The sequence below is a fragment of the Flavobacterium amniphilum genome (genome assembly GCF_023634845.1).
GTDB lineage: Bacteria > Bacteroidota > Bacteroidia > Flavobacteriales > Flavobacteriaceae > Flavobacterium > Flavobacterium amniphilum.
Window position 1 is genome coordinate 42,688 of record NZ_JAMLJL010000012.1, and the last position, 20,036, is coordinate 62,723.

A 20,036-nucleotide genomic window follows, 5' to 3' on the forward strand; every position below is an offset into this window, starting at 1 on the left:
TTCAAAGCACTTTAAAAATGGATGAAGCTAAAAATTATTTGCAGGACATTAAAGATATCAAACAAATGATGTCACAGTCTTCCCAATTCATTTCCCTGAGCGGATTATCAGGAGTTTTGGCAGGAATATATGCCATTTTAGGCGGATTGTATGTAAATCAGCTAATTTTTAACCACGGAAGAGGATACATCACATTTGAATCAGAAACTTTCAGAAATATTTTCCTTACCGCTGTTATCGTCTTGTTAGCATCATTAGTTACTGCATACATTATGACCGCGCGAAAAGCGAAAAGAATGGGTGAAAAAATCTGGAACCCAACTTCAAGAAGGCTTTTAATTAATTTTGCCATTCCGTTATTTTCTGGCGGAATTTTAGCCATGCTTCTTATCCGAAAAGAATATTATGCTTTAATTGGCCCGATGACTTTATTGTTCTACGGCCTGGCTTGTCTGAACGCAAGTAAATATACTTTAAGAGATGTGCGTTATTTGGGAATCACTGAAATCATTTTAGGTTTATTGGCGGTTGAGTTTTCGGGATTCGGGCTATATTTCTGGATGATTGGCTTCGGTTTATGCCACATTGTTTACGGTACAATAATGTACTTAAAATACGACAGAAAGTAATGACTAAAAAAATACTATACGGATTCATCGTTGCCGGATTAATTACATTTGCCGGTTTGTACAGTTGTGCCAAAAGCGGTAGTAATCCCGACACTAAAAAACAAAGTGTTGAAACTTTAAAAGACGGTGATATTATTTTCCAGACTTCACAATCAGCACAATGTGAGGCTGTACGTATTGCAACACGTTCAAAATTTTCACACTGCGGAATCATTTTCACCAGAGACAACAAAAAATTTGTCCTTGAAGCGGTTCAACCGGTCAAAATAACACCTTTCGAAGATTGGATCCAACATGGAAAAGATAATTGCTATCTTGTAAAACGTTTAAAAGACACTTTACAAATCAATAATCAGAAAATGGTTAACATGAAGCATGTTGGAACCCAATTTATTGGTAAAAACTATGACCTTTATTTTGAATGGAGTGACGACAGAATTTATTGTTCAGAATTAGTCTGGAAAATTTATAAAGAAGGAGCCGGTATTGAATTGTGCAAGCAGCAAACCCTGCAATCATTTGATTTGAAAAATGAAAAGGTTCAGGAAATTTTAAAAGAACGTTACGGAAATAATATACCTTTGAACGAAAAAGTAGTGGCACCTTCACAACTCGCCGACTCAAAATTATTAGAAACCATAATCGACACCTATACCTTTTGAAAAGTATCATCCAAAATATAAACAAAGCTTTTGACCATCGAATCCGCTTAGGTATTATGTCCATTCTGATGGTTAATGAAAGTGCTGATTTTACGACACTTAAGGAACTTTTGGGGGTAACTGACGGTAATCTTGCCAGTCATTCAAAGGCACTTGAAGCCGAAAAGTATATTTTAATCGAAAAACAATTCATAGGAAAGAAACCGAATACCAGCTACAAAGCTACAAAAGAAGGAAAAGAAGCTTTTCAAAATCACATCGAAGCACTTGAAAAACTAATCACAAAAGGATAATCTATTTTTTTAATCATCAACTTTGAAATTCAAAGTACTTTAAATTTTAAAATGAAAGACCGGATAATCGAAAAATTGTACGACATCAGTAAAAAACCGTATCAAAAACTATTCAAAAGGAATAAACCCTGGAATATTACAAAAACTGAACTTTTAAATTATCCTCCTGATTCTTTGGGAGCAGAATTAGGCAAATTCCTTGAATCCAACGCTTTTGATATTCAGGAAAAACTCGAAGATCATGATATCATCCATGTGCTTACTAATTCTGGTGTCTGTGTAATTGATGAGATTGGTATGCAATATTATTTACTTGGGAATGGTAAAAAAAGTCTGTACCTATACTTAGTCATTATAACCGGGACATTCTTCTACCCTCTTAATTTAAAAAATTTCATAAAAGAATTCAGAAGAGGAAAAAATGCCCATATGTTTCACCAACTCGATTTTTTAAAACTTTTAAATGTCCCTACCAATACACTACGCAAATCTTTTAATATCACTTAATATGAAATCAATAATAACCTTATTCAACGCCAACAGAAATTATAATATTTCAATAACTTATTTTATCATCTATTGCATCACTCTTTTACTACTAAGAGTAAAAATTACGCAAAGTATTTATATGCTATTTCTTGTTTGGAATCTGTTTCTTGCTGGAATACCATATGTGTTATTGTTAGCTGCTAGGAAATACAATCAAGACAAACAAATCGGGTTCAAAATTGGTTTTTCCTTATTCATCTGGCTTCTCTTCTTACCCAATTCATTTTATATTGTGACCGATTTAGTTCACTTAACCAAATCAGACCAATCAACCATATGGCTTGATATACTTATTTTATGTTCGTTCTCCATTACAGGCTTTTTTATGGGGATATTGTCAATCCTGGAATTTGAAAAAATCATCAAACATTTTTTTACGCCAAAAATTACAATTATGATAATTCCCGGAATTTGTTTTTTATGTGGTTTTGGAATTTATTTAGGAAGGGTTCTAAGATACAATAGCTGGGATATCCTAAGTAATCCGCAAAAACTATTGTTCGATATTGGAATACTTCTTACAAGTAGGGATTCCTTATTTTTTTCGGCTCTTTTTGGCCTTTTTATTTATTCAATATATCTAATATACAAAACCACAAAAACCAATTCAGCTCAAGGCTCACAATTTTGAAAAAGAATTTTCATGTTTTTTCATCATCTTTGTAAAAACAACAAATACCTATTTTTATGCTCCAAAGAATTCTTCTGGTTTTACTTGTCACATTTTTTAATCAAAACCTTTTAAGCCAAACTTATACATTTAAAAAAAGCGTACCGGTAAGTGAGCATAATGCTTTTCTTGGTTTGACAAAAAAAATGTTTTCGCTCTCAAGAAATTTCTCTTACAATGCATCTTCATATGATGCAGTAGCTAAATTAGAAGATCTCAACGTTATTCAATATAATGATGAGTATTTAGCAAAACTTAAGAAAAAATTAGCCAAAGATTCTCTCAATGCATTCCTATTAAACAATATGGGAAACTATTACAACAATATAGGAAATGCAGGACTTGCCCGGAAATATTTTACAAAATCCTTCAATAATTTGGTATTAAAATCCAAAACAAAAAAAGACAGTGCCCTTTATTATTCATTCCGTGGACTTTTAAAAGCAAATCTGGAAAAAGATAATGCAATTGCTGATATCGAAAAAGCTTTGGAAATAAATCCAAAAGATTCTTTAGCAATATCTTTTTACCCAATCTTTTTAGTTCAGAACAAGGGGTATTCCAAAGTAAAAAAAATATGTTCAACAGTTTTGGATGACGGGAAAAATGACTACCAATTACTGGCTTTTACTTTTTATGGCATGGGTGTCATCTTTGAAGAATTAGACAATCTGGGTGATGAGTCAAAAAAAATTGAAAACAGAAGTAAAAATTATAACGAATTATTTGATTACAAAAACATTGAAAAATATGCAACACTTCACAAAAAAAACATCGAAATCCAACATATGAAAAAAATGCTTGACGTTTTAGGCTTAACTTTAAAAATGTTCACATTTGAATTCGATGAAGAAAATAATATAAAGACATACTATACCGCTTTTGAAATTGAAAAAATCAATCAGTTAAAACTGGATTTTCAGGAATTAATGGCTAAAAAGAAATTGAATCCATATAGCGCCAACAAAAATATAGCAATGCTTAATTTCCTGCTTAAAGATTATGATAAAGCAATTGAAAATGCAAAAAAAGCAATAGCAGCTTTCCCTGATTCAAAAAGTTCTGCACATTATAATCCGAATGAAACTTATGAATTACTATCATCGTTGTATTTAATGAAAAAAGATGAAATCAATGTAGAAAAAAACATTATTGAAAAAATCCAGAAAAATTCAGATTATAAAAAATCAATAGCAGATTACATAAATATGGCCTACATTCATTTGTACAGAAACGAATTGGATGAAGCTGAAAAATGGTGCAATAAAGCACGTGAGATTGATTCTGACAGTTTTGATGCCCTTCGTTTACTCGCCCATTTGAATTCTTTGAAAGGAGGTTTTGAAAACAGTTTGGTGCAATTCTATCTTGATCAGGCATACAGACAGATAAAATCAGAAGAAGACGAGTATTCTTTAGGGGTCCAATCAATAGTTTACATGATTTTAATTAACAACCCCAACAATGCTAAATTAGTTTATGACAATGTTGAATCATGCAAAAAAATAAATCCGAAAGGCACTAAATTTTTAGATGAATTAGTGGAAAAATACATATTGGTAACACCTTAAAAGAGAAGGCGTCTAATTTTAAAATCAGACGCCTTCTCTTTTTTAGTTTCAAAACTTATTATATTCCGTACTTGTCAATCAGGTAAATCAATGAGGTCATAGTCGCTGCACCCAATTCCAGTTCTCTTTTATTCACCGCATCAAAAGTATCATTGGCAGCATGATGGTAATCAAAATAACGTTGTGAATCAGGACGCAATCCGGCTTTAACAATACGTTTAGAGCTCAAATCCTGAATATCCGAACCACTATGCCCTTTTGCAAAAACATGGATTAAATAAGGCTCAAAAAGAGATTTCCATTTAGCTATTTTAGCATAACTTTTATCATCAGCCTCAAACGAGAAACCTCTAGGTGTGAATCCTCCCGAATCGCTTTCCATTGCAAATATGTGGTTTTCATTGTTCTTAAGAGACAATTCCTGGTACTTATCTCCTCCTTTTCCACCATTTTCCTCATTCATGAATAAAACAACACGAATAGTGTTTTTGGGTTTATAGCCAATATTTTTAAAAATAGAAGCTACTTCCATACTTTGTACACAGCCTGCACCATCATCATGTGAACCATCTGCTAAATCCCAGGAATCCAAATGTCCACCCACAACCATAATATTATCCGGTGTTTTAGATCCTTTGATTTCTCCGATTACATTATATGACAAAACATCTGCCTCCTGATAGCAGGACTGTTTAAAGAAAAACTTCAGACCCGGATTATCTTTTAACTGCTTACTCAAAATTTCTGCACCATTTGTGCTGATAGCAGCAGTTGGAATATATTGTTCTTTTGGCAAATCCCCATAACTGGTAGCACCCGCATGCGGGAAATCATCCAATCTAAAATTCAACGACCTCACAATTGTACCTACAGCTCCATATTTAGCAGCTTCTTTAGCACCTGATCTTCTTTGGTCACCTGCATCCCGGTAAGACAGGAAAGCCTCAACATTAGCAGGATTCATCGGACGGTTGAAAAATACAATTTTTCCTTTAATTTTTTCGGTTCCTAAAGTTTCCAGTTCTTTCAGACTTTGCACTTCAATCACTTCAGCAGTAACCCCTTTTTTAGAAGTTGCCACTGAACCTCCCAATGCACATATGGCCACATCTGTTTTTTTCTTTCCGTTTTGAATATAGGCTGTTTCTTTTTCACCTCTTATCCATTTAGGAACCATTACTTCCTGCAGGTATACTTTATCAAAAGCTCCTAAAACTTCCATTTGGGCTTTAGTGTATTCAACCGCTTTTTCGGCTCCTGTTGATCCTGACAAACGGTGACCTATTTTATTCGACATATGATCCAACCAGCCGTAACATTTTGAATTAGTCAAAGCCTGATTGTAAATGGCTTTCAATTGTTCCTCATCTGTAGACTGTGAAAATGTAGAAACAGATGTGAACAGAAATAAAATTGCTATTCTCTTCATTTGATTGTTTATTTTTTCCAAAATTAATTCAGATTTAGTGGATTACCTATTTTTTGCATGCGATTTTTCATACAAAATTAAAGAAATAAAAAAGCCTCAAAAATTGAGGCTTTAGAATTGCAATACGTTATTTTTTTAAATCCTTTTTTACAAAGAATGAATATCAGAATTATTATTATTTACCGTCAACATAATCCTGAAGGTATTTGAACCTTTCTGTTAATTGACCATTTTTACAAATGGCAGCTCTTTCCAGTACACCATCCTGATCTTCATTATAAAAAGCAGGGATAACATGCTCTAAAAACATTTCACCAAAACCTTCACTTGCATCCTTAGGTAATTCACAAGGAAGATTATCAACAGCCATTACAACGATTGCCGCCGGATGGTTGATATCAACTTCTTTATCTTCACTTGGGTAATATCCGTACAAAGGTTCAGCTATAGTCGAAGCACGCAATGTACAGGCAATCGGTCCTGCTACATCACATGATATGTCTGCTACAACTTTAATTTTATTATCAGCTGCTTTCAGCATTTCACGGGTTAAAATAACCGGAGCTTCGTTTGCATAAAAATGCCCGGCCATAAAAATATCAGATACTTTGGTAAAGCGTTCAAAATCGGAAGTATATTCGGTTGGATTATCATAAAAATCCTTTTTCCCCAATAATTGTCCGTCTTTACGCTTGTTGTAATCCATTACATCGATCTGGGTATAAACCGGTTGGGTATATGTTTTTGCCAGGTAATCTTCAATGGAAACCTCTTTGATTTTCATGGCATCCAAAATTTCTTTGGCCCCCATTCCAACTTTACCATGACCGGTAAGTACAATTTTGATTGGTGGTAACACAGGACGGCGCAAGCGTTCAATCAAAGCTGCTTTATCTGGTAACGTTTCAGCTTTTGGCAAATTGAATAATTCAAATTTAATACCGAAAGCCCTAAACCCGTTGTAAGCACCAACAATACCAGCATAACGCCCAAAACCGATTAAACGGTGGTTTGTGTTATTAACAATTGTTTCGTGGTCAATTAATTCAATATTTTTCTCTAGACAGGCAACCAACAGCTTTCGATTATAAGGTTGTTTTTTTATCGTATGTGAAAAGAAAAAGTATTTCTTGTTAGGAATCAAAGCATCAACAGGCACTTCTTTAACACCAATTAACACATCACAGTCGGAAACATCTTCTGTAACATCAAAACCCAAATTTGAATAGGTTTCGTCTGGGAAGATTCTAATATCAGAACTTTCAACTTTAATTTCAGCCTGCGGGAATTGTGTTTTTAATTTCACCAATTCTTCCGGAGTAAAAACCACCCGTCTGTCTGGTGGGTTCTTTCTTTCTTTTATAATTCCGAACTTCATATTTGGTTTTGGTTAATTAGTCTTTATAAATAATCACTATTTACTTTGATTTTGTTGCAAATATAACTTTTAAAAGACATAAACCAACAGATTTAGCATTCAAATACTATATCAAAAAAATAACTTTAACTATATTTGCTTTTCTATCTAATACCAATGAATTATTCAACTTTTTTAAAATATACCGCTATGGCAGCGGCAACTATTACTATTTTGTCGTGTTCAAAAGAAAAGAAAGAAGCACTCAAGACAAAAGAAGACACTAAGATCAACGGAATTTACACGCTTCAGCCTTACGATTCAAATAAATCGACACTTAGCCAGTCAAAAAAACAACAAATCAAAGACAGTATGCAATACCTGTATGACAAGGAATTTGCAACCAATAAATTCTCAGGTGCTGTTTTAGTGGCACAAAACGGAGAAATCATCTATGAAAAATACGATGGGATGAGCGATTTTAAAAATAAAAAAACAATTGATCAAAATACTCCCTTACATATTGCTTCAGTTAGTAAAGTGCTTACAGCAACAGCAACCTTATTGCTAATTGATTCCAAAAAGATACAATTAGATCAAAAAGTGAATACTATTCTTCCGGATTTTCCTTATGAAGATATAACAATCAGAACCTTATTGAATCACAGAACCGGATTACGTAATTACAGCTATTTTGTTGATAAAAAAGAAATCTGGAACAAAAGAGATACGCTGCAAAACAGTGATTTGATTCCAATCATCAACAAACACAATATCCAACTGGAATTTAAAACCGGTACTCGTTTCAGTTATTGCAATACCAATTATGCAATTTTAGCATTGATTATTGAGAAAATAACCAAAATGGATTACAGAACAGCCATGAAAAAGCTTATTTTTAAACCATTGGATATGAAAAATACTTTTGTTTTTGACATGAAAAAGAATGGAGATACCTGCAGTAATTCTTATAAAGGAAACTATATCCAATATCCTTTAAACCATTTAGATGACATTTACGGAGATAAGAACATTTATTCAACTGTCAGGGATTTACTGAAGTTTGACATGGCAACTTATAATCCGTCATTTTTAAACAAAAATTTATTAAAAGAAGTCTATAAAGGCTATAGTTATGAAAGCCGTGGGACCAGAAATTATGGTTTGGGTATCAGATTATTGGAATGGGAAGACGGAAAACAACTTTTTTACCACAATGGATGGTGGCATGGAAGTACCTCGGCTTACGTAACAATGAAAAAAGAAAAAGCTACATTGATCTGTATTTCAAATAAATACACCCGAAAAACATATTATATGAAATTAGCTACCGGATTATTTGGAGATTATCCTTTTCATATCCGAAAAAAAGGAGAAGCACTTTTGGAATAATATTTGATAAATATTATGTAGATTTGCAGTCTTACTGGGGCCGACTGGTTTTGACAGCGAGTGGAATTAATCTGTAAGCATGTTGAGCATTGGGGTGTTGCTCATAAATATAATGTCCCGAACTTTTACACGGCGAAAATAATTACGCTTTAGCTGCTTAATCCGAATTATAGTACGATTTGCCTAGTTTCCACAAGGTGGAAAAGCTAGATTCTCCTCAAAAGCCTTGGTTTGTGGCGGTTGATTAAGGAGAACCGTAAAAATAAACCTAGGAAAGGTAATGCTTTAAACCCTTTCTGACATTTACAAAGCTAAGCAATAGGTTGCTGTTCCTGGCATCGCCTTTTGTCGAAAACCCAATCAGGAACTAAACATGTAGAAAGCTTTTTGATTGCTTGTTTGGACGAGAGTTCGATTCTCTCCGGTTCCACAGAAAATAAAAAAACTCCCAAATTGGGAGTTTTTTTATTTATAAGCCTTTCAATTATTCAATGATAATTCTCTTTGCTTCTCTCTTTCCGCCACTGTTCACATTCAAAATATAAACTCCTGAAGAAAGTGAGTTCAAGTCAATTTCTTTATTGAAAACTGATCCAGTACTTTCAAATGATTTGTTATAAACCGAGCGTCCTCTAAGATCATAAATTCCGATATTTACAACATCTGATGTCGATAAAACAACGTTAAATTTACCATTTGAAGGGTTTGGATATACCGCAAACTGCTCAAAACTGTTTTCATTATTTCCTAAAGTTCCCTGAACCACAAAATTATCAACAAACACACCTTCCAGATTTTCAGCATCATCAGACACAAAAGTAAATCTGAAAATCGCATTTGCAGGTGCTCCTAAAGAAGTTAAGCTGTGACTATAATTTCTCTTATTTCCGTTTACTCCAGTTCCTCCGGAAGGAGCTGCTGCATAAGTTCCTGTCCATTGTTTACCAATACAGTTAAAACAATCAGTTCCGTTTGGCGTTCTTGAACTGTTATACCAGTTCGCATCAGCAGATGTTCCCAGAACATTCCAGTTAGCACCTGAATCAGTCGAATATTCAAAATAAATAATATCCCAGTTCGACTCCAAGTCAAAAGCCATGTCAAAACTCACAGTTGCATTACTTATATTTGATAAATTGTAACATTGAGATACCAAATAAGAAGTAGTTTTATCAGGATAATCTCCCACTAGTTTTGTTGCATATCCGGCTGAATTTCCTGTTGCAGTCGAAGTCAATACTGTTTTATTAACAGCACCTCTTTCCCAAACCGAATTTGTTTTTCCATTTGAATCAATTGAAACCAAAACATCAGAAGAGTTATCAAATGTATTAACAGTACCAACTGTACCATTGTCATTTACAACAACCACCAAAGATTTTGTATTATTTGTTGCATTTCCGTCACTTGCTGTAGTTATGGTTACATTAATTGTATGAAATCCACGGGTCAAACCAGTAACAGAAATTACCTGCGTTGCCTGAGAACAATTTGCCAGATTTCCTGTCCAGTTAATGTTTGAGTTTGTACCACCATCAACATTATAAGTAATGGTAGCACTTGTTAAATTAGCCGTTCCTCCGTTTTCCAATACAATTGTAGGACTATAAGCAGCTCCACAGTTAACATTTATATTTCCACCTGAAATACTTTTTAAAGCTACGTCATTTGCTGGTGATGAAAAAGCTGCACCAACATTAACTGCATACCAGGCATCCGTTACCGCTTTAACCTCGTTACTGGTACTGCAATATAATGCACTCGCCACTGCAATAGTCGCATTACGCGCATCCACAAAAGTAGAGTTAGGAGTCAAATAATCACGTTCTGCCAAATAAGCAATTTGAGAAGATTTAGTCATTCCAATCCCGGTAACATTATAAGCAAAAGGAACCGGAGCAGTATTTGTTCCTGTTTTCCCTGCCGTAACTATATAAAACCAGTGATTTAAAACCCCACTGTTAGTATGTACCCCACAGTAATCATTACCAGTACTTCCACCGGTAGGCGTACAAGAACCGTCATCAGCAGTCGTTACATAACCAGTTCCTTTAAAAGTATCCGGTTGCGATCTTGTACGGGGATAACTCATTGATCTCAAATATCCACTTGTAGTCATATCTTCTCCAATTCTCCAAACTGCCGAAGAACCAGGTGATGCCGTATCAACAGGCGAAATTAAATTTCCGTTTCTACCATACTGTTCAATACAAACACCCCAAATATCTGAAAACCCTTCATTTAAGGCTCCCGATTGATTTTGATAAGCTAAATTAGCCGTATAAGTACAAACTGCATGTCCAATTTCATGACCACAAACATCAATCGAAGTCAAAGGCCCATTAAAAGTAGAGAAACCGTCTCCATATGACATTACACTTCCGTTCCAGAAAGCATTCTCCATTCCTCTGTTTGGTGGTGATGCTGTATCATCGTAATGCACATAACTTTTAATTTGGGTTCCTTTATCGTCAAAACTGTTTCTGTTGAAAATGTTTTTCCAGAAATCATACGTCATCATTGCTCCCCAATGTGCATCAAGTGCTGCATTATCTTTCGTAGCTGATCCTGAAGTATAATTCCCGTCATTCCAGGTATTATCTGTATCAGTAAAATGTGTTGACGGATACGTATTAGTTTTTCCGGAATTATAAGTTACAATCCCTCCTCCTCTTGTATTGTCCAACAAAACATACTTTGCCAAACCGCCATCCAGTGTAGTTTCTATGCTCTTAGTTCCGCTGTAGCGAGTAGCTGCCGAACCTGTTGCCAATGGATTTGACAAAATACTTTCAACTTTTTTTGCATTACTTTTTATTTCCTCGTTGGATACTAATCGGTCAGCATGTTTTATTATAGGATTTTTATATAGAATATCTCCAGAAACCGCATCAACATAAATTTCATCTCTTGAAACCGGTGTAGCAGCATAAATATCATATTTATAAGCCAGAACCAATATTCCTTTATTAATAACTGGAAAAATAACCAATTCTCCTTTTGGTTTGCTGTAATCCATCATTTTAGATGAAACAGCATCTTCCCATAAATACTTTTCAGCATTAATGAAATTAACGGCAATATCAAAACCTTGCTCAGCCGTTAAAGATGGTTTCAGATTTAATCCTGAGGGATTATAAAGTTCTCCGTTGATACTTTCCACATTACCATTTCTCTCGTGTGTGATAACAGTTCCGAATTCAACTCTCAATCCATTATAAAACTGCTGGTGTCTTTGATGGGTTAATCCTGATAAATCTGAAGTTTCGGTTTGAACCAAAAATGTGTTTTTCTCATCAAGTCCATATTTTTTTCCGAACTCCTTAAGAGCTTGAATTTTGGTAATTGGACTTTCAATTCTCATTGTTTTCTGATACGCGTCTCCCGGATCATACTTCCTGCTCGTTTGAGCTTCCATGCTTAATGCTGACAGTGTTAACGCCGACATTAAAACTAAATAATTTTGTTTCATAGGTTGTTTTAGTTGTGTGTGTTGGAATATTTTTTGCGAATGTAACAAAAAAAATGTTAAAACATTTTTTTTTATTACATTTGATTTCACCATAAACCAACCTAACCATGTCTAAACGAACGATTTACATTTTAGGCATTATTACAACTTTAATCTTGGGGAGTTATACATACAGTAAATATTGCTGCATTGACTGTCATTTACAAAAGAACGATTTTCAGCCTCTTAAATTTAAAAGCACAGAAGATTTTGCCCCAAAAACTGTTTTTCAAATTACAGGAGATGACTTTGATTATTCCTCCAAAAACAACTTCGATTTCAAAAAAGAGGAATTCTATGCTATCGAACCTATTGACAAAAGCATCTTTTCCGGAATTGACCATGTAAAGCTATTTTTTGACAAAAATCAAAACAAAAGACTAATAATCATGGGGTTTTCATTAAAAAATGAAAAAAACAGATCAATTTACCCAAACTTAGGATATGCAAGAGCCAATATCATAAAAAATTATTTTATCCAGCATGGAATAGCATCGAACAGAATCGAAATTATCGGCAAAACAGTAAGCAAATGGCATACTAAACAGAATAAGATTTGCGGGCCGGTTCTTTTCCAGATAACAAACAATCAGTTCAGCGCCAGGGCACAGGACTGGGAAGGGAAAAAAGAAGAATACAATGACAATCCGTTATATCTTTATTTTAATCCCAACCAGCCGGAAATCACATTAACTGAAGATGAAAGACAGCGTCTTGCCGATTTGACAATATACCTTGATAATATTCCTGATTCAATATTGGAATGCATCGGTAATTCGGACGATACGAATGATTCATATGTGAATATCCAACTAGGCCAGGAAAGAGCTGATTTTGTAAAAGAATGCTTTGTCAAAAACGGAATTCCTGAAAACAGGATTGTTACCACATCAAGAGGTTCTAAAGATCCTATTTCAGACAACATAACACCTGAAGGCAAAGCAAAAAACCAAAGAACAACAATCATTTTGAAATAATTTAAAAAACAAACAATATGACACTTTGCATTTTAATCCCCATATCCATTGGAATCATCAGTTCCGCTTTAGGCTTTTTATTAGGAAAAATGGTTGTTGGAGGTGATCAATTAAATATGAAATCAAAACTGGATACCTGTTCCTCTGAAAATGAACAGTTAAACTACCAAATTTACCTTTTGAAAAAGGAACTGGAAGACTTAAAAGCAAAAACTGAAACCACACAGGGAATCAAGTCCGAAACAAACATTGCATTTGATGCAGAGACCGCAGCTTCGGTATTTGGACACAAGATAACCGAAAACGATTTGAAAATAATTGAAGGAATCGGACCAAAAATTGAAGAGCTCTATCACGCAGCAGGAATCAAAACCTGGAAAGATTTGGGCGAAACACCAGTTCAAACCCTTCAGGATATCCTTAACGAAGCAGGCAGTAACTTTGCTATGCACAATCCGGAAACCTGGTCTAAACAAGCTGTCTTAGCTTATCTTGGAAAATGGCAGGATCTTAAAGAATACCAAGACTCACTTGATGCCGGAAGAGAGTAAAAAATATTAAAAAGTTAGACTAAAAAAATCTATTTTTAATCAAAATTGACTTTCCAATCCAATTCGGGATTATAAAAAAGCGCACCGTTTTTAACCTCCAATGGACAGTCAAAATTATTGGTATAAAGTGCTCCGGTACCCAACCCTTGCGGCATAGGATTTTGCTTCAAAAAGGTAAATTGTGAAATAGCATTCAACCCGATATTTGACTCCAATGCTGAAGTAATCCACCACCCGATTTTATACTTTTCCGCCAGTGAAATCCATTCATTTGTTCCCCGAAAACCGCCTATAAAACTTGGCTTTAAAATGATGAATTGCGGCTGGATTTTTTGAAGTAACGTCTCTTTATCTGCAAATGAAAACACACCGATCAGCTCTTCATCCAAAGCAATGTCCAAATTCGTTTTTTTACACAAAAATGACATTGTGTCATGCTGTCCTTTTTGAATAGGTTGCTCAATACTATGCAATTCAAAACCAGACAATTGATTTAATTTATCTAAAGCTTCAGATTTACCAAAAGCACCATTTGCATCAACCCTTATTTCAATAGCTTCCGGACCGAAATTCTGACGGATAAATTGCAATAATTGCATCTCTTTTTCAAAATCAATAGCTCCAATCTTGAGTTTAATACAATCAAAACCCTGAGCAATTTTTTCTTCGATTTGCTGCTTCATATAGCCTTCATCACCCATCCAGATCAAGCCATTAATCGGGATTGATTTTTGACCAGAAGTGAATTCAGAAGGAAAGAGTAAAAACGGGGTTTTGGACGACAGTGAACGGAAAGCCATTTCAACTCCAAACTGAATGGAAGGAAACTCCATAAGAGCCTCCCAAAGTACTTTTTCTCCTAACGAAATATTACTGCAAACCCATTGTAATTTTTCTTCATAATCCGGTCGGTCATCAGCAGACAAACCTCTCAAAATCCCACACTCCCCTATTCCTATTTTTCCTTCATTTTCAAATATCAGAAACCATGTTTCTTTTTGGGTTATAATCCCTCTTGAGGTTCCGGATGGCTTCTTAAAATCGAGTATGTATTTTTGATAAGTTGCTTTCAATTATGAGTTATGAGTTATGAGTTATGAGTTATGAATTGTTTTAACTTCATAAAATAAACTCTGTTTATTTACTTCAAACAAAAACCGGTTTAAACCGGTTTTTGTTAATTATACAGTCTCCAGATTTTCTGGATATTTTCCTGAGGAAGATTTGTTTTTGTAAAATCATTCAAATCATTTACGGCCTTATTTTTCCATGTTTGCTTAGCCGAAATATTCTGATTCATGTATTTCTTGTGGATTTCCTTAGATTGCCCCACTTCATTCATGAACATATACACATGTGCCAGATTCATTTTTACTTTTAACTCACTCGCATCCAGTTTTTCGGCATTTTTAAGCGTTTTAAGCGCTTTTTCGAATTGTTTGGACTTGATGTACAATTCGGCCAGCCAATTGTGCTGTAATGCAGTGGCATTGGGTTTCGAAATCACCTTATTGTTGATGATTTCAATAGCTTCATCAATGTTTCCTTTATTTGCAATTTTCAATGCTTCCTGGCAAATGATGTCATTATAGGCATTTGGCAAACCACTTTGTGTGAGTGCTTCTTCAGCATATTTATCCATGAAGATTTTTTTCTCTTCTGATGTTAAAGCACTATAATCCTGAAAACGGTACTGTTTTTCTGCTTTTTCCAACAAAATCAAATCGAATTTGGATCGGTTTGCGGATTTAAGAGCTGATGAGATTCCGGAAGAGTGGATTTCTTCCAGTACTTTCTTTTTGTTTATTTTATTCCAGCCACGGCTTGCTTTTTTATCAACCCAAGGCACAATTTCAAGAACAATCTTTTCATTCATCATCCAGTTTTCGTTCTTAAAAGCAAACCAGATGGTTTTAACCTCATCGTCAAGGCATATGTTTTTGGCCAAAGAAATCACTTTAACATCTTTACTGACCGGATTTTTCTGGTAAACACAGGCATTGTCAAACTTTCCCGAACCTGCAAAAGCATTAGCTAAAGCCTGATCCTGGAAAACAGCATACGTACATTTATCACTTCCCGAAATACCGGAAGCCAGTGAAAGTGCTCCTCCTGTTCCTTTTCCGATATAATACGGATCCGGTATTGCTTTTAAAACCGAAGCAAGATCACCAACAATTTTCTGGTTTTCATCCAACAATGTTATTCTGTAAACAAATTCTGTTGTTCCGATAGGGAAATCCTCAGATTTTACAATAATTTTTTCTCCTGCCGAAAGCTTGATTTCTTTATTGGTCATTCTCTGATTATCCCAATAGCCGTCAGCTTCCTGGGCAAAAAAAGAAGTTGAACTTAAAAACAGAAAAAGAGGTAATATTTTGAATTTCATATTATTTTTTAATTATTACAAGCAATTTAAATGCCAGTTTTTACGAATATTCCCTAGCCCCGATTGCAACGGCATCCTGATCCTGTGAAGAATGAACAGGAGCAGATACAGTGGAAAGCGGGAAAAAGCTCCTATAAATCGATACTTTGCCCGATCTCAAGCAACATCAGGTCTTTTCCGGCATCAAAGAACTTTTTAATGGCTTCCTCATGGTTGATTTCAATAAAACCGAAAGTATCAAAATGATAGCCCAAAACTTTATCACAATCCACAAAATCTGAAGCAATAATGGCATCATCAACATCCATGGTGAAATTATTTCCAATTGGCAGGATGGCTAAATCCAGTTTTGTACGCATTGGAATCAGCTTCATATCCATGGTTAAAGCTGTATCACCGGCAATATAAATATTTTTATGTTCACCTTCGATTACGAATCCGCCGGGCTGGCCTCCGTAACTTCCGTCAGCAAATGAACTGGTGTGGATTGCGTTGACGTATTTTACATTCCCAAAATCAAAATCCCAGCTTCCGCCATGGTTCATCGGATGGTATTTCAAGCCTTTTGCTGCATAATGCATCGCAATTTCATAATTGGAAACAATAACGGCTCCAGTTCTTTTGGCAACAGCCTCAACATCAAGAGTATGATCCTGATGGGCATGGGTAACCAAAATATAATCAGCTTTCAGTGAATTGACATCTATGTGGCTGGCTTTAGGATTTCCAGTAATAAAAGGATCCACCAGAATATGCTTTCCCGAAACTTCTATTCCCAGACAAGCGTGACCGTAAAATGTTATTTTCATATTTTGTATAATTAAATGACTAAATTAAAACACCATCACCAAAGCTAAGATCGACGACAGCAAAAAAGTACTCAAAGCCAACACTTTAAGCTGTGGATCCAATCTGCGGTTATCATCACACAAATAGACAACTCTCAAGTGTCTCATTAAAGGGAAATATGCAGCTAAAAAAGCATACTGATCCCAACGGAAACCTACATTATTGTAAATTACTGCAAAAATCAAAACCAGGATCATCGCACCTCCAACCAGAAAAAAATGATAGATTTTAGCTTTCTGCCCGCCCATTTTTACAACCAAAGTGTTTTTCCCGGCTTTTGCATCAGATAATTCATCGCGCATATTGTTAAGATTTAGCACACCGGCACTTAACATTCCGATGGCGCAGGCAGGCAATACCAATTGCCAGTCAAACTGTTTGGAATACAGAAAATTCACCCCCAAAGTACTCACCAATCCGAAGAAAACAAATACAAAAACATCTCCGAAACCTTTGTAACCATAAGCTGAATCACCAACTGTGTATTTAATCGCCGAAGCAATTGCCACAATTCCCAAAATCAGGAAGAATAATGAAAAAAGCAGGTATTTGTCGGTAAATGCAATGTAAATCAGTAAAACAGCGCACAAAAAAGTAAGCAAAGCTGTCAAATACATGGCTTTTTTCATGGCATCAGGAGAGATAACACCGCTTTGAATGGCACGTTGAGGACCAACACGGTCATCATTATCGGTTCCTTTTACACCGTCACCGTAATCGTTTGCAAAATTGGACAATACCTGAAAACCAACTGTGGTCAGAATCGCCAAAATAAAAATCCGCCAGTCAAAAACCTGCGTTGGTGTTAATACATTATTTGTTGGGTTATTCAGTGCGTACAGACTTCCCACCAATATTCCGGAAACCGAAAGGGGTAAAGTTCTCAATCGGGCCGCTTCAATCCAGTGTTTCATTTTTTATTTGGTTTATCAGACATATAAAATACTAATTCCCCCCCATTCATTATTTCATCATGGAGGATGTAGTTTCTTTTTAATTCGATTCCGTTAAGCAAAACTGATTTTACATAAACGTTTTTATCGCTTTGCTTTTTAGTTGTTATTTTAAATTTTTTACCATTTTCCAGATTTATTTCAGCCTGGACAACATTAGGGCTTCCCAATGCATATTCAGGAGAACCCGGAGCTACCGGATAAAATCCTAAAGCCGAGAAAATATACCAAGCCGACATCTGACCGGCATCATCATTACCACACAAACCGTCAGTATTGGGTCCATACATGGTACTCAGTATCATTCTGACCCTTTCCTGTGTCTTATATGGTTTATCGGTCCAATTGTAAAGATACGGGATATGGTGCCCCGGTTCATTTCCGTGCACATAATTTCCAATGATTCCGTCACGTGTTATATCTTCATTCTTTTCAATATACTTATCGTCCAGTTTCATTGTAAACAACGAGTCAAGATGGGTCGTAAATTTTTCTTTTCCGCCCATCATTTCAATCAGTTGTTTTGGATTGTGCGGTACAAACAAACTATACGTCCATGAATTTACTTCAATAAAACCTTGTCCGTGCGTATCGAGCGGGTCAAATTTAGAAACAAATTCCCCATTACTGTTTCGAGGACGCATAAATTTTACTTTCGGATCAAAAAGATTCTGGAAATTATCTGCTCTTTTTAAATAAGCAGATTCGGTTTCTTTATCATTCAGTTTAGCTGCAATTTGGGCTATACACCAATCATCGTAAGCATATTCAAGTGTTGTTGAAGCCGAAGAACCGGTTTTATCTTCAACCGCATAACCTTTCTGTATGTATTCATTTAGTCCGCCATAATATGTAACGTTAGAAGTAGCGACACAGGCGTCAAGGGCTTTTTTGGGATCAAATGTAAAGTTATTCTTCACAATCGCATCAGCAATAACCGGAACCGAATGATACCCGATCATACACCAGTTTTCATTTGAATAATGACTCCATACCGGCAGCATTTTATGGACACTTTGATCCTGATGCACCAACATCGATTGAATCATATCATTGTTTCTTTTTGGTTGAATGATGTTATACAAAGGATGCAAACTTCGGAATGTATCCCAAAGTGAAAAAATCGTATAATTAGTAAAACCTTCCGATTTATGAATATTTTGATCCAAACCACGGTAACTCTTATCAACATCTTCATAAACAACAGGACTTAACATCGTATGATACAAAGAAGTATAAAAAACCGTTTTATCATCTTTTGACAATGATTCAATCTGTACTTTTGATAATTCCTTGTTCCATTTTGCCTGAGTTTCCTTTTTTAAATCATCAAAGTTCCAGTGTGGTACCTCAGCATTCATATTCAGCATCGCTCCTTCCGTACTCACGGAAGACAAAGCCATTTTAACTTTTATCGTTTCATTTTCAGCAGTGTCAAAATCAAAGGCTATTTTGATGTTTTTTCCTGCTATTTCAGGGAAATTATCATTTTCATTGAATCTTCTGTAAAAACCGTTATAAACCTTTTGCTCATATTTTTTCTGATGATATGACTTAAAAGGTTTTGAAAATTTCATGGAAAAATATACCGTTCTGGTTCTTCCCCACCCGTTTGTCTGACGGTAACCTGTTATTGTTGAATCATTTTCAACCCTGACAAAAGTCCATACGTTTTTATCTTCATGGTTGTAAATATTATAAACCAGATCCAAGAGAATATGCGACTGATCAGACTTGGGAAACGTGTATTGGTGAAAACCAACTCTTTCTGAAGCTGTCAATTCAGCCAGAACATTGTAAGTATCCAGTTTTACTTTATAATATCCGGGTTGTGCTGATTCATTTACATGGGAAAAAGTCGAAAAAATACTATTTTGGGCATCATTTAAATTCAATTCCCCTACAACCGGCATAACCAGCAAATCGCCTAAATCTGAATGACCGGTCCCGCTAAAATGAGTATGGGCAAATCCATGAATTTTGGTGTCATCATACTGGTAACCGGAACAATATTTATAGCTTTCGGAATTGTATTTACCGTTTTTAAACATGGCTTCTACATTCGTTTCCGGACTTAACTGAACCATTCCAAAAGGTGCAGCTGCTCCCGGAAAAGTGTGTCCCATATTTTTAGTTCCGATAAAAGGATTCACATACTGGATGTTATTCTTTTCTGGATTTTGTGAAAACACACTACAAACCGAAAAGAGTAAAACTAAAACCGAATTTACCTTCATTTGAAAAATTTACTACT

17 protein-coding genes and 1 other RNA gene are annotated in these 20,036 nt (G+C 35.2%); 10 read left to right on the forward strand and 8 right to left on the reverse strand.

What is annotated here, in order from left to right; genetic code table 11:
- Nucleotides 1-17 precede the first annotated feature (17 nt).
- The 6 genes from NAT51_RS13775 to NAT51_RS13795 all read left to right on the forward strand — a co-directional run bounded on the left by NAT51_RS13775 (nt 18) and on the right by NAT51_RS13795 (nt 4,374).
- The gene (locus NAT51_RS13775; RefSeq protein ID WP_250599591.1) at nt 18-629 is read left to right on the forward strand and encodes a hypothetical protein; all 612 of its coding nucleotides are present in this window, start codon (nt 18-20) and stop codon (nt 627-629) included.
- Complete coding sequence (locus tag NAT51_RS13780; RefSeq protein ID WP_250599593.1) at nt 629-1,291, forward strand: YiiX family permuted papain-like enzyme; 663 nt, start codon at nt 629-631, stop codon at nt 1,289-1,291. Before NAT51_RS13775 ends, NAT51_RS13780 begins: the two co-directional genes overlap by 1 nt.
- Complete coding sequence (locus NAT51_RS13785) at nt 1,288-1,584, forward strand: winged helix-turn-helix domain-containing protein (protein ID WP_250599595.1); 297 nt, start codon at nt 1,288-1,290, stop codon at nt 1,582-1,584. Before NAT51_RS13780 ends, NAT51_RS13785 begins: the two co-directional genes overlap by 4 nt.
- A gap of 51 nt (nt 1,585-1,635) precedes the next feature.
- A complete protein-coding gene (locus tag NAT51_RS13790) occupies nt 1,636-2,091 on the forward strand; it encodes a ubiquinone biosynthesis protein COQ4 (protein WP_250599597.1) in 456 nt (151 codons plus the stop codon).
- Between the two features lie 121 nt (nt 2,092-2,212).
- Complete coding sequence (locus NAT51_RS19810; RefSeq protein WP_394799703.1) at nt 2,213-2,764, forward strand: DUF1361 domain-containing protein; 552 nt, start codon at nt 2,213-2,215, stop codon at nt 2,762-2,764.
- A 185-nt stretch (nt 2,765-2,949) separates the two neighbouring features.
- Complete coding sequence (locus NAT51_RS13795; protein ID WP_250599599.1) at nt 2,950-4,374, forward strand: tetratricopeptide repeat protein; 1,425 nt, start codon at nt 2,950-2,952, stop codon at nt 4,372-4,374.
- A gap of 58 nt (nt 4,375-4,432) precedes the next feature.
- Here the strand turns inward: NAT51_RS13795 and NAT51_RS13800 are convergent, their stop codons facing one another.
- Both NAT51_RS13800 and NAT51_RS13805 read right to left on the reverse strand, forming a co-directional pair.
- On the reverse strand, nt 4,433-5,803 hold the full coding sequence (locus tag NAT51_RS13800) for a M28 family peptidase (protein ID WP_250599600.1): 1,371 nt from the start codon (nt 5,801-5,803) through the stop codon (nt 4,433-4,435).
- A gap of 175 nt (nt 5,804-5,978) precedes the next feature.
- Nucleotides 5,979-7,181, reverse strand: a complete 1,203-nt coding sequence (locus NAT51_RS13805; protein WP_250599602.1) for an NAD(P)-dependent oxidoreductase — start codon at nt 7,179-7,181, stop codon at nt 5,979-5,981.
- A gap of 189 nt (nt 7,182-7,370) precedes the next feature.
- Between NAT51_RS13805 and NAT51_RS13810 the strand changes: the two genes are divergently transcribed.
- Nucleotides 7,371-8,552 carry a serine hydrolase domain-containing protein gene (locus NAT51_RS13810; protein ID WP_250599604.1) on the forward strand — a complete coding sequence of 394 codons (1,182 nt, stop codon included), beginning with the start codon at nt 7,371-7,373 and terminating at the stop codon, nt 8,550-8,552.
- Between the two features lie 36 nt (nt 8,553-8,588).
- Nucleotides 8,589-8,985, forward strand: a transfer-messenger RNA (tmRNA) gene (gene ssrA / locus NAT51_RS13815).
- A 51-nt stretch (nt 8,986-9,036) separates the two neighbouring features.
- Here ssrA and NAT51_RS13820 read toward each other — a convergent pair.
- Entirely contained in the window at nt 9,037-12,024 is a 2,988-nt protein-coding gene (locus tag NAT51_RS13820) for a M4 family metallopeptidase (protein ID WP_250599606.1), read from the reverse strand.
- A 107-nt stretch (nt 12,025-12,131) separates the two neighbouring features.
- Here NAT51_RS13820 and NAT51_RS13825 point away from each other — a divergent pair, with 107 nt between their 5' ends.
- Entirely contained in the window at nt 12,132-13,040 is a 909-nt protein-coding gene (locus tag NAT51_RS13825; RefSeq protein WP_250599608.1) for an OmpA family protein, read from the forward strand.
- A gap of 17 nt (nt 13,041-13,057) precedes the next feature.
- Nucleotides 13,058-13,591, forward strand: a complete 534-nt coding sequence (locus NAT51_RS13830) for a hypothetical protein (RefSeq protein WP_250599610.1) — start codon at nt 13,058-13,060, stop codon at nt 13,589-13,591.
- A gap of 35 nt (nt 13,592-13,626) precedes the next feature.
- Here NAT51_RS13830 and NAT51_RS13835 read toward each other — a convergent pair whose 3' ends face one another.
- The 5 genes from NAT51_RS13835 to NAT51_RS13855 form a co-directional block, all read right to left on the reverse strand.
- On the reverse strand, nt 13,627-14,664 hold the full coding sequence (locus NAT51_RS13835) for an o-succinylbenzoate synthase (protein ID WP_250599612.1): 1,038 nt from the start codon (nt 14,662-14,664) through the stop codon (nt 13,627-13,629).
- A 104-nt stretch (nt 14,665-14,768) separates the two neighbouring features.
- A complete protein-coding gene (locus tag NAT51_RS13840) occupies nt 14,769-15,980 on the reverse strand; it encodes a tetratricopeptide repeat protein (RefSeq protein ID WP_250599614.1) in 1,212 nt (403 codons plus the stop codon).
- Between the two features lie 131 nt (nt 15,981-16,111).
- The gene (locus tag NAT51_RS13845) at nt 16,112-16,789 is read right to left on the reverse strand and encodes a metal-dependent hydrolase (RefSeq protein ID WP_250599616.1); all 678 of its coding nucleotides are present in this window, start codon (nt 16,787-16,789) and stop codon (nt 16,112-16,114) included.
- A gap of 24 nt (nt 16,790-16,813) precedes the next feature.
- Nucleotides 16,814-17,743 (reverse strand): 1,4-dihydroxy-2-naphthoate octaprenyltransferase, encoded by a 930-nt coding sequence (gene menA / locus NAT51_RS13850; RefSeq protein ID WP_250599618.1) that lies wholly within the window; start codon nt 17,741-17,743, stop codon nt 16,814-16,816.
- Nucleotides 17,740-20,019, reverse strand: coding sequence for a GH92 family glycosyl hydrolase (locus tag NAT51_RS13855; protein ID WP_250599620.1), 2,280 nt, complete (start codon nt 20,017-20,019; stop codon nt 17,740-17,742). The genes menA and NAT51_RS13855 overlap by 4 nt, the downstream gene beginning before the upstream one ends.
- Between the last annotated feature and the right edge of the window lie 17 nt (nt 20,020-20,036).

Coding starts and splice junctions, on each gene's coding strand:
- NAT51_RS13775 (WP_250599591.1), top strand. CDS start 18: ATGGATGAAGCTAAAAATTATTTGCAGGACATTAAAGATATCAAACAA.
- NAT51_RS13780 (WP_250599593.1), top strand. CDS start 629: ATGACTAAAAAAATACTATACGGATTCATCGTTGCCGGATTAATTACA.
- NAT51_RS13790 (WP_250599597.1), top strand. CDS start 1,636: ATGAAAGACCGGATAATCGAAAAATTGTACGACATCAGTAAAAAACCG.
- NAT51_RS19810 (WP_394799703.1), top strand. CDS start 2,213: ATGCTATTTCTTGTTTGGAATCTGTTTCTTGCTGGAATACCATATGTG.
- NAT51_RS13795 (WP_250599599.1), top strand. CDS start 2,950: ATGTTTTCGCTCTCAAGAAATTTCTCTTACAATGCATCTTCATATGAT.
- NAT51_RS13800 (WP_250599600.1), bottom strand. CDS start 5,803: ATGAAGAGAATAGCAATTTTATTTCTGTTCACATCTGTTTCTACATTT.
- NAT51_RS13805 (WP_250599602.1), bottom strand. CDS start 7,181: ATGAAGTTCGGAATTATAAAAGAAAGAAAGAACCCACCAGACAGACGG.
- NAT51_RS13810 (WP_250599604.1), top strand. CDS start 7,371: ATGGCAGCGGCAACTATTACTATTTTGTCGTGTTCAAAAGAAAAGAAA.
- NAT51_RS13820 (WP_250599606.1), bottom strand. CDS start 12,024: ATGAAACAAAATTATTTAGTTTTAATGTCGGCGTTAACACTGTCAGCA.
- NAT51_RS13825 (WP_250599608.1), top strand. CDS start 12,132: ATGTCTAAACGAACGATTTACATTTTAGGCATTATTACAACTTTAATC.
- NAT51_RS13830 (WP_250599610.1), top strand. CDS start 13,058: ATGACACTTTGCATTTTAATCCCCATATCCATTGGAATCATCAGTTCC.
- NAT51_RS13840 (WP_250599614.1), bottom strand. CDS start 15,980: ATGAAATTCAAAATATTACCTCTTTTTCTGTTTTTAAGTTCAACTTCT.
- NAT51_RS13845 (WP_250599616.1), bottom strand. CDS start 16,789: ATGAAAATAACATTTTACGGTCACGCTTGTCTGGGAATAGAAGTTTCG.
- menA (WP_250599618.1), bottom strand. CDS start 17,743: ATGAAACACTGGATTGAAGCGGCCCGATTGAGAACTTTACCCCTTTCG.
- NAT51_RS13855 (WP_250599620.1), bottom strand. CDS start 20,019: ATGAAGGTAAATTCGGTTTTAGTTTTACTCTTTTCGGTTTGTAGTGTG.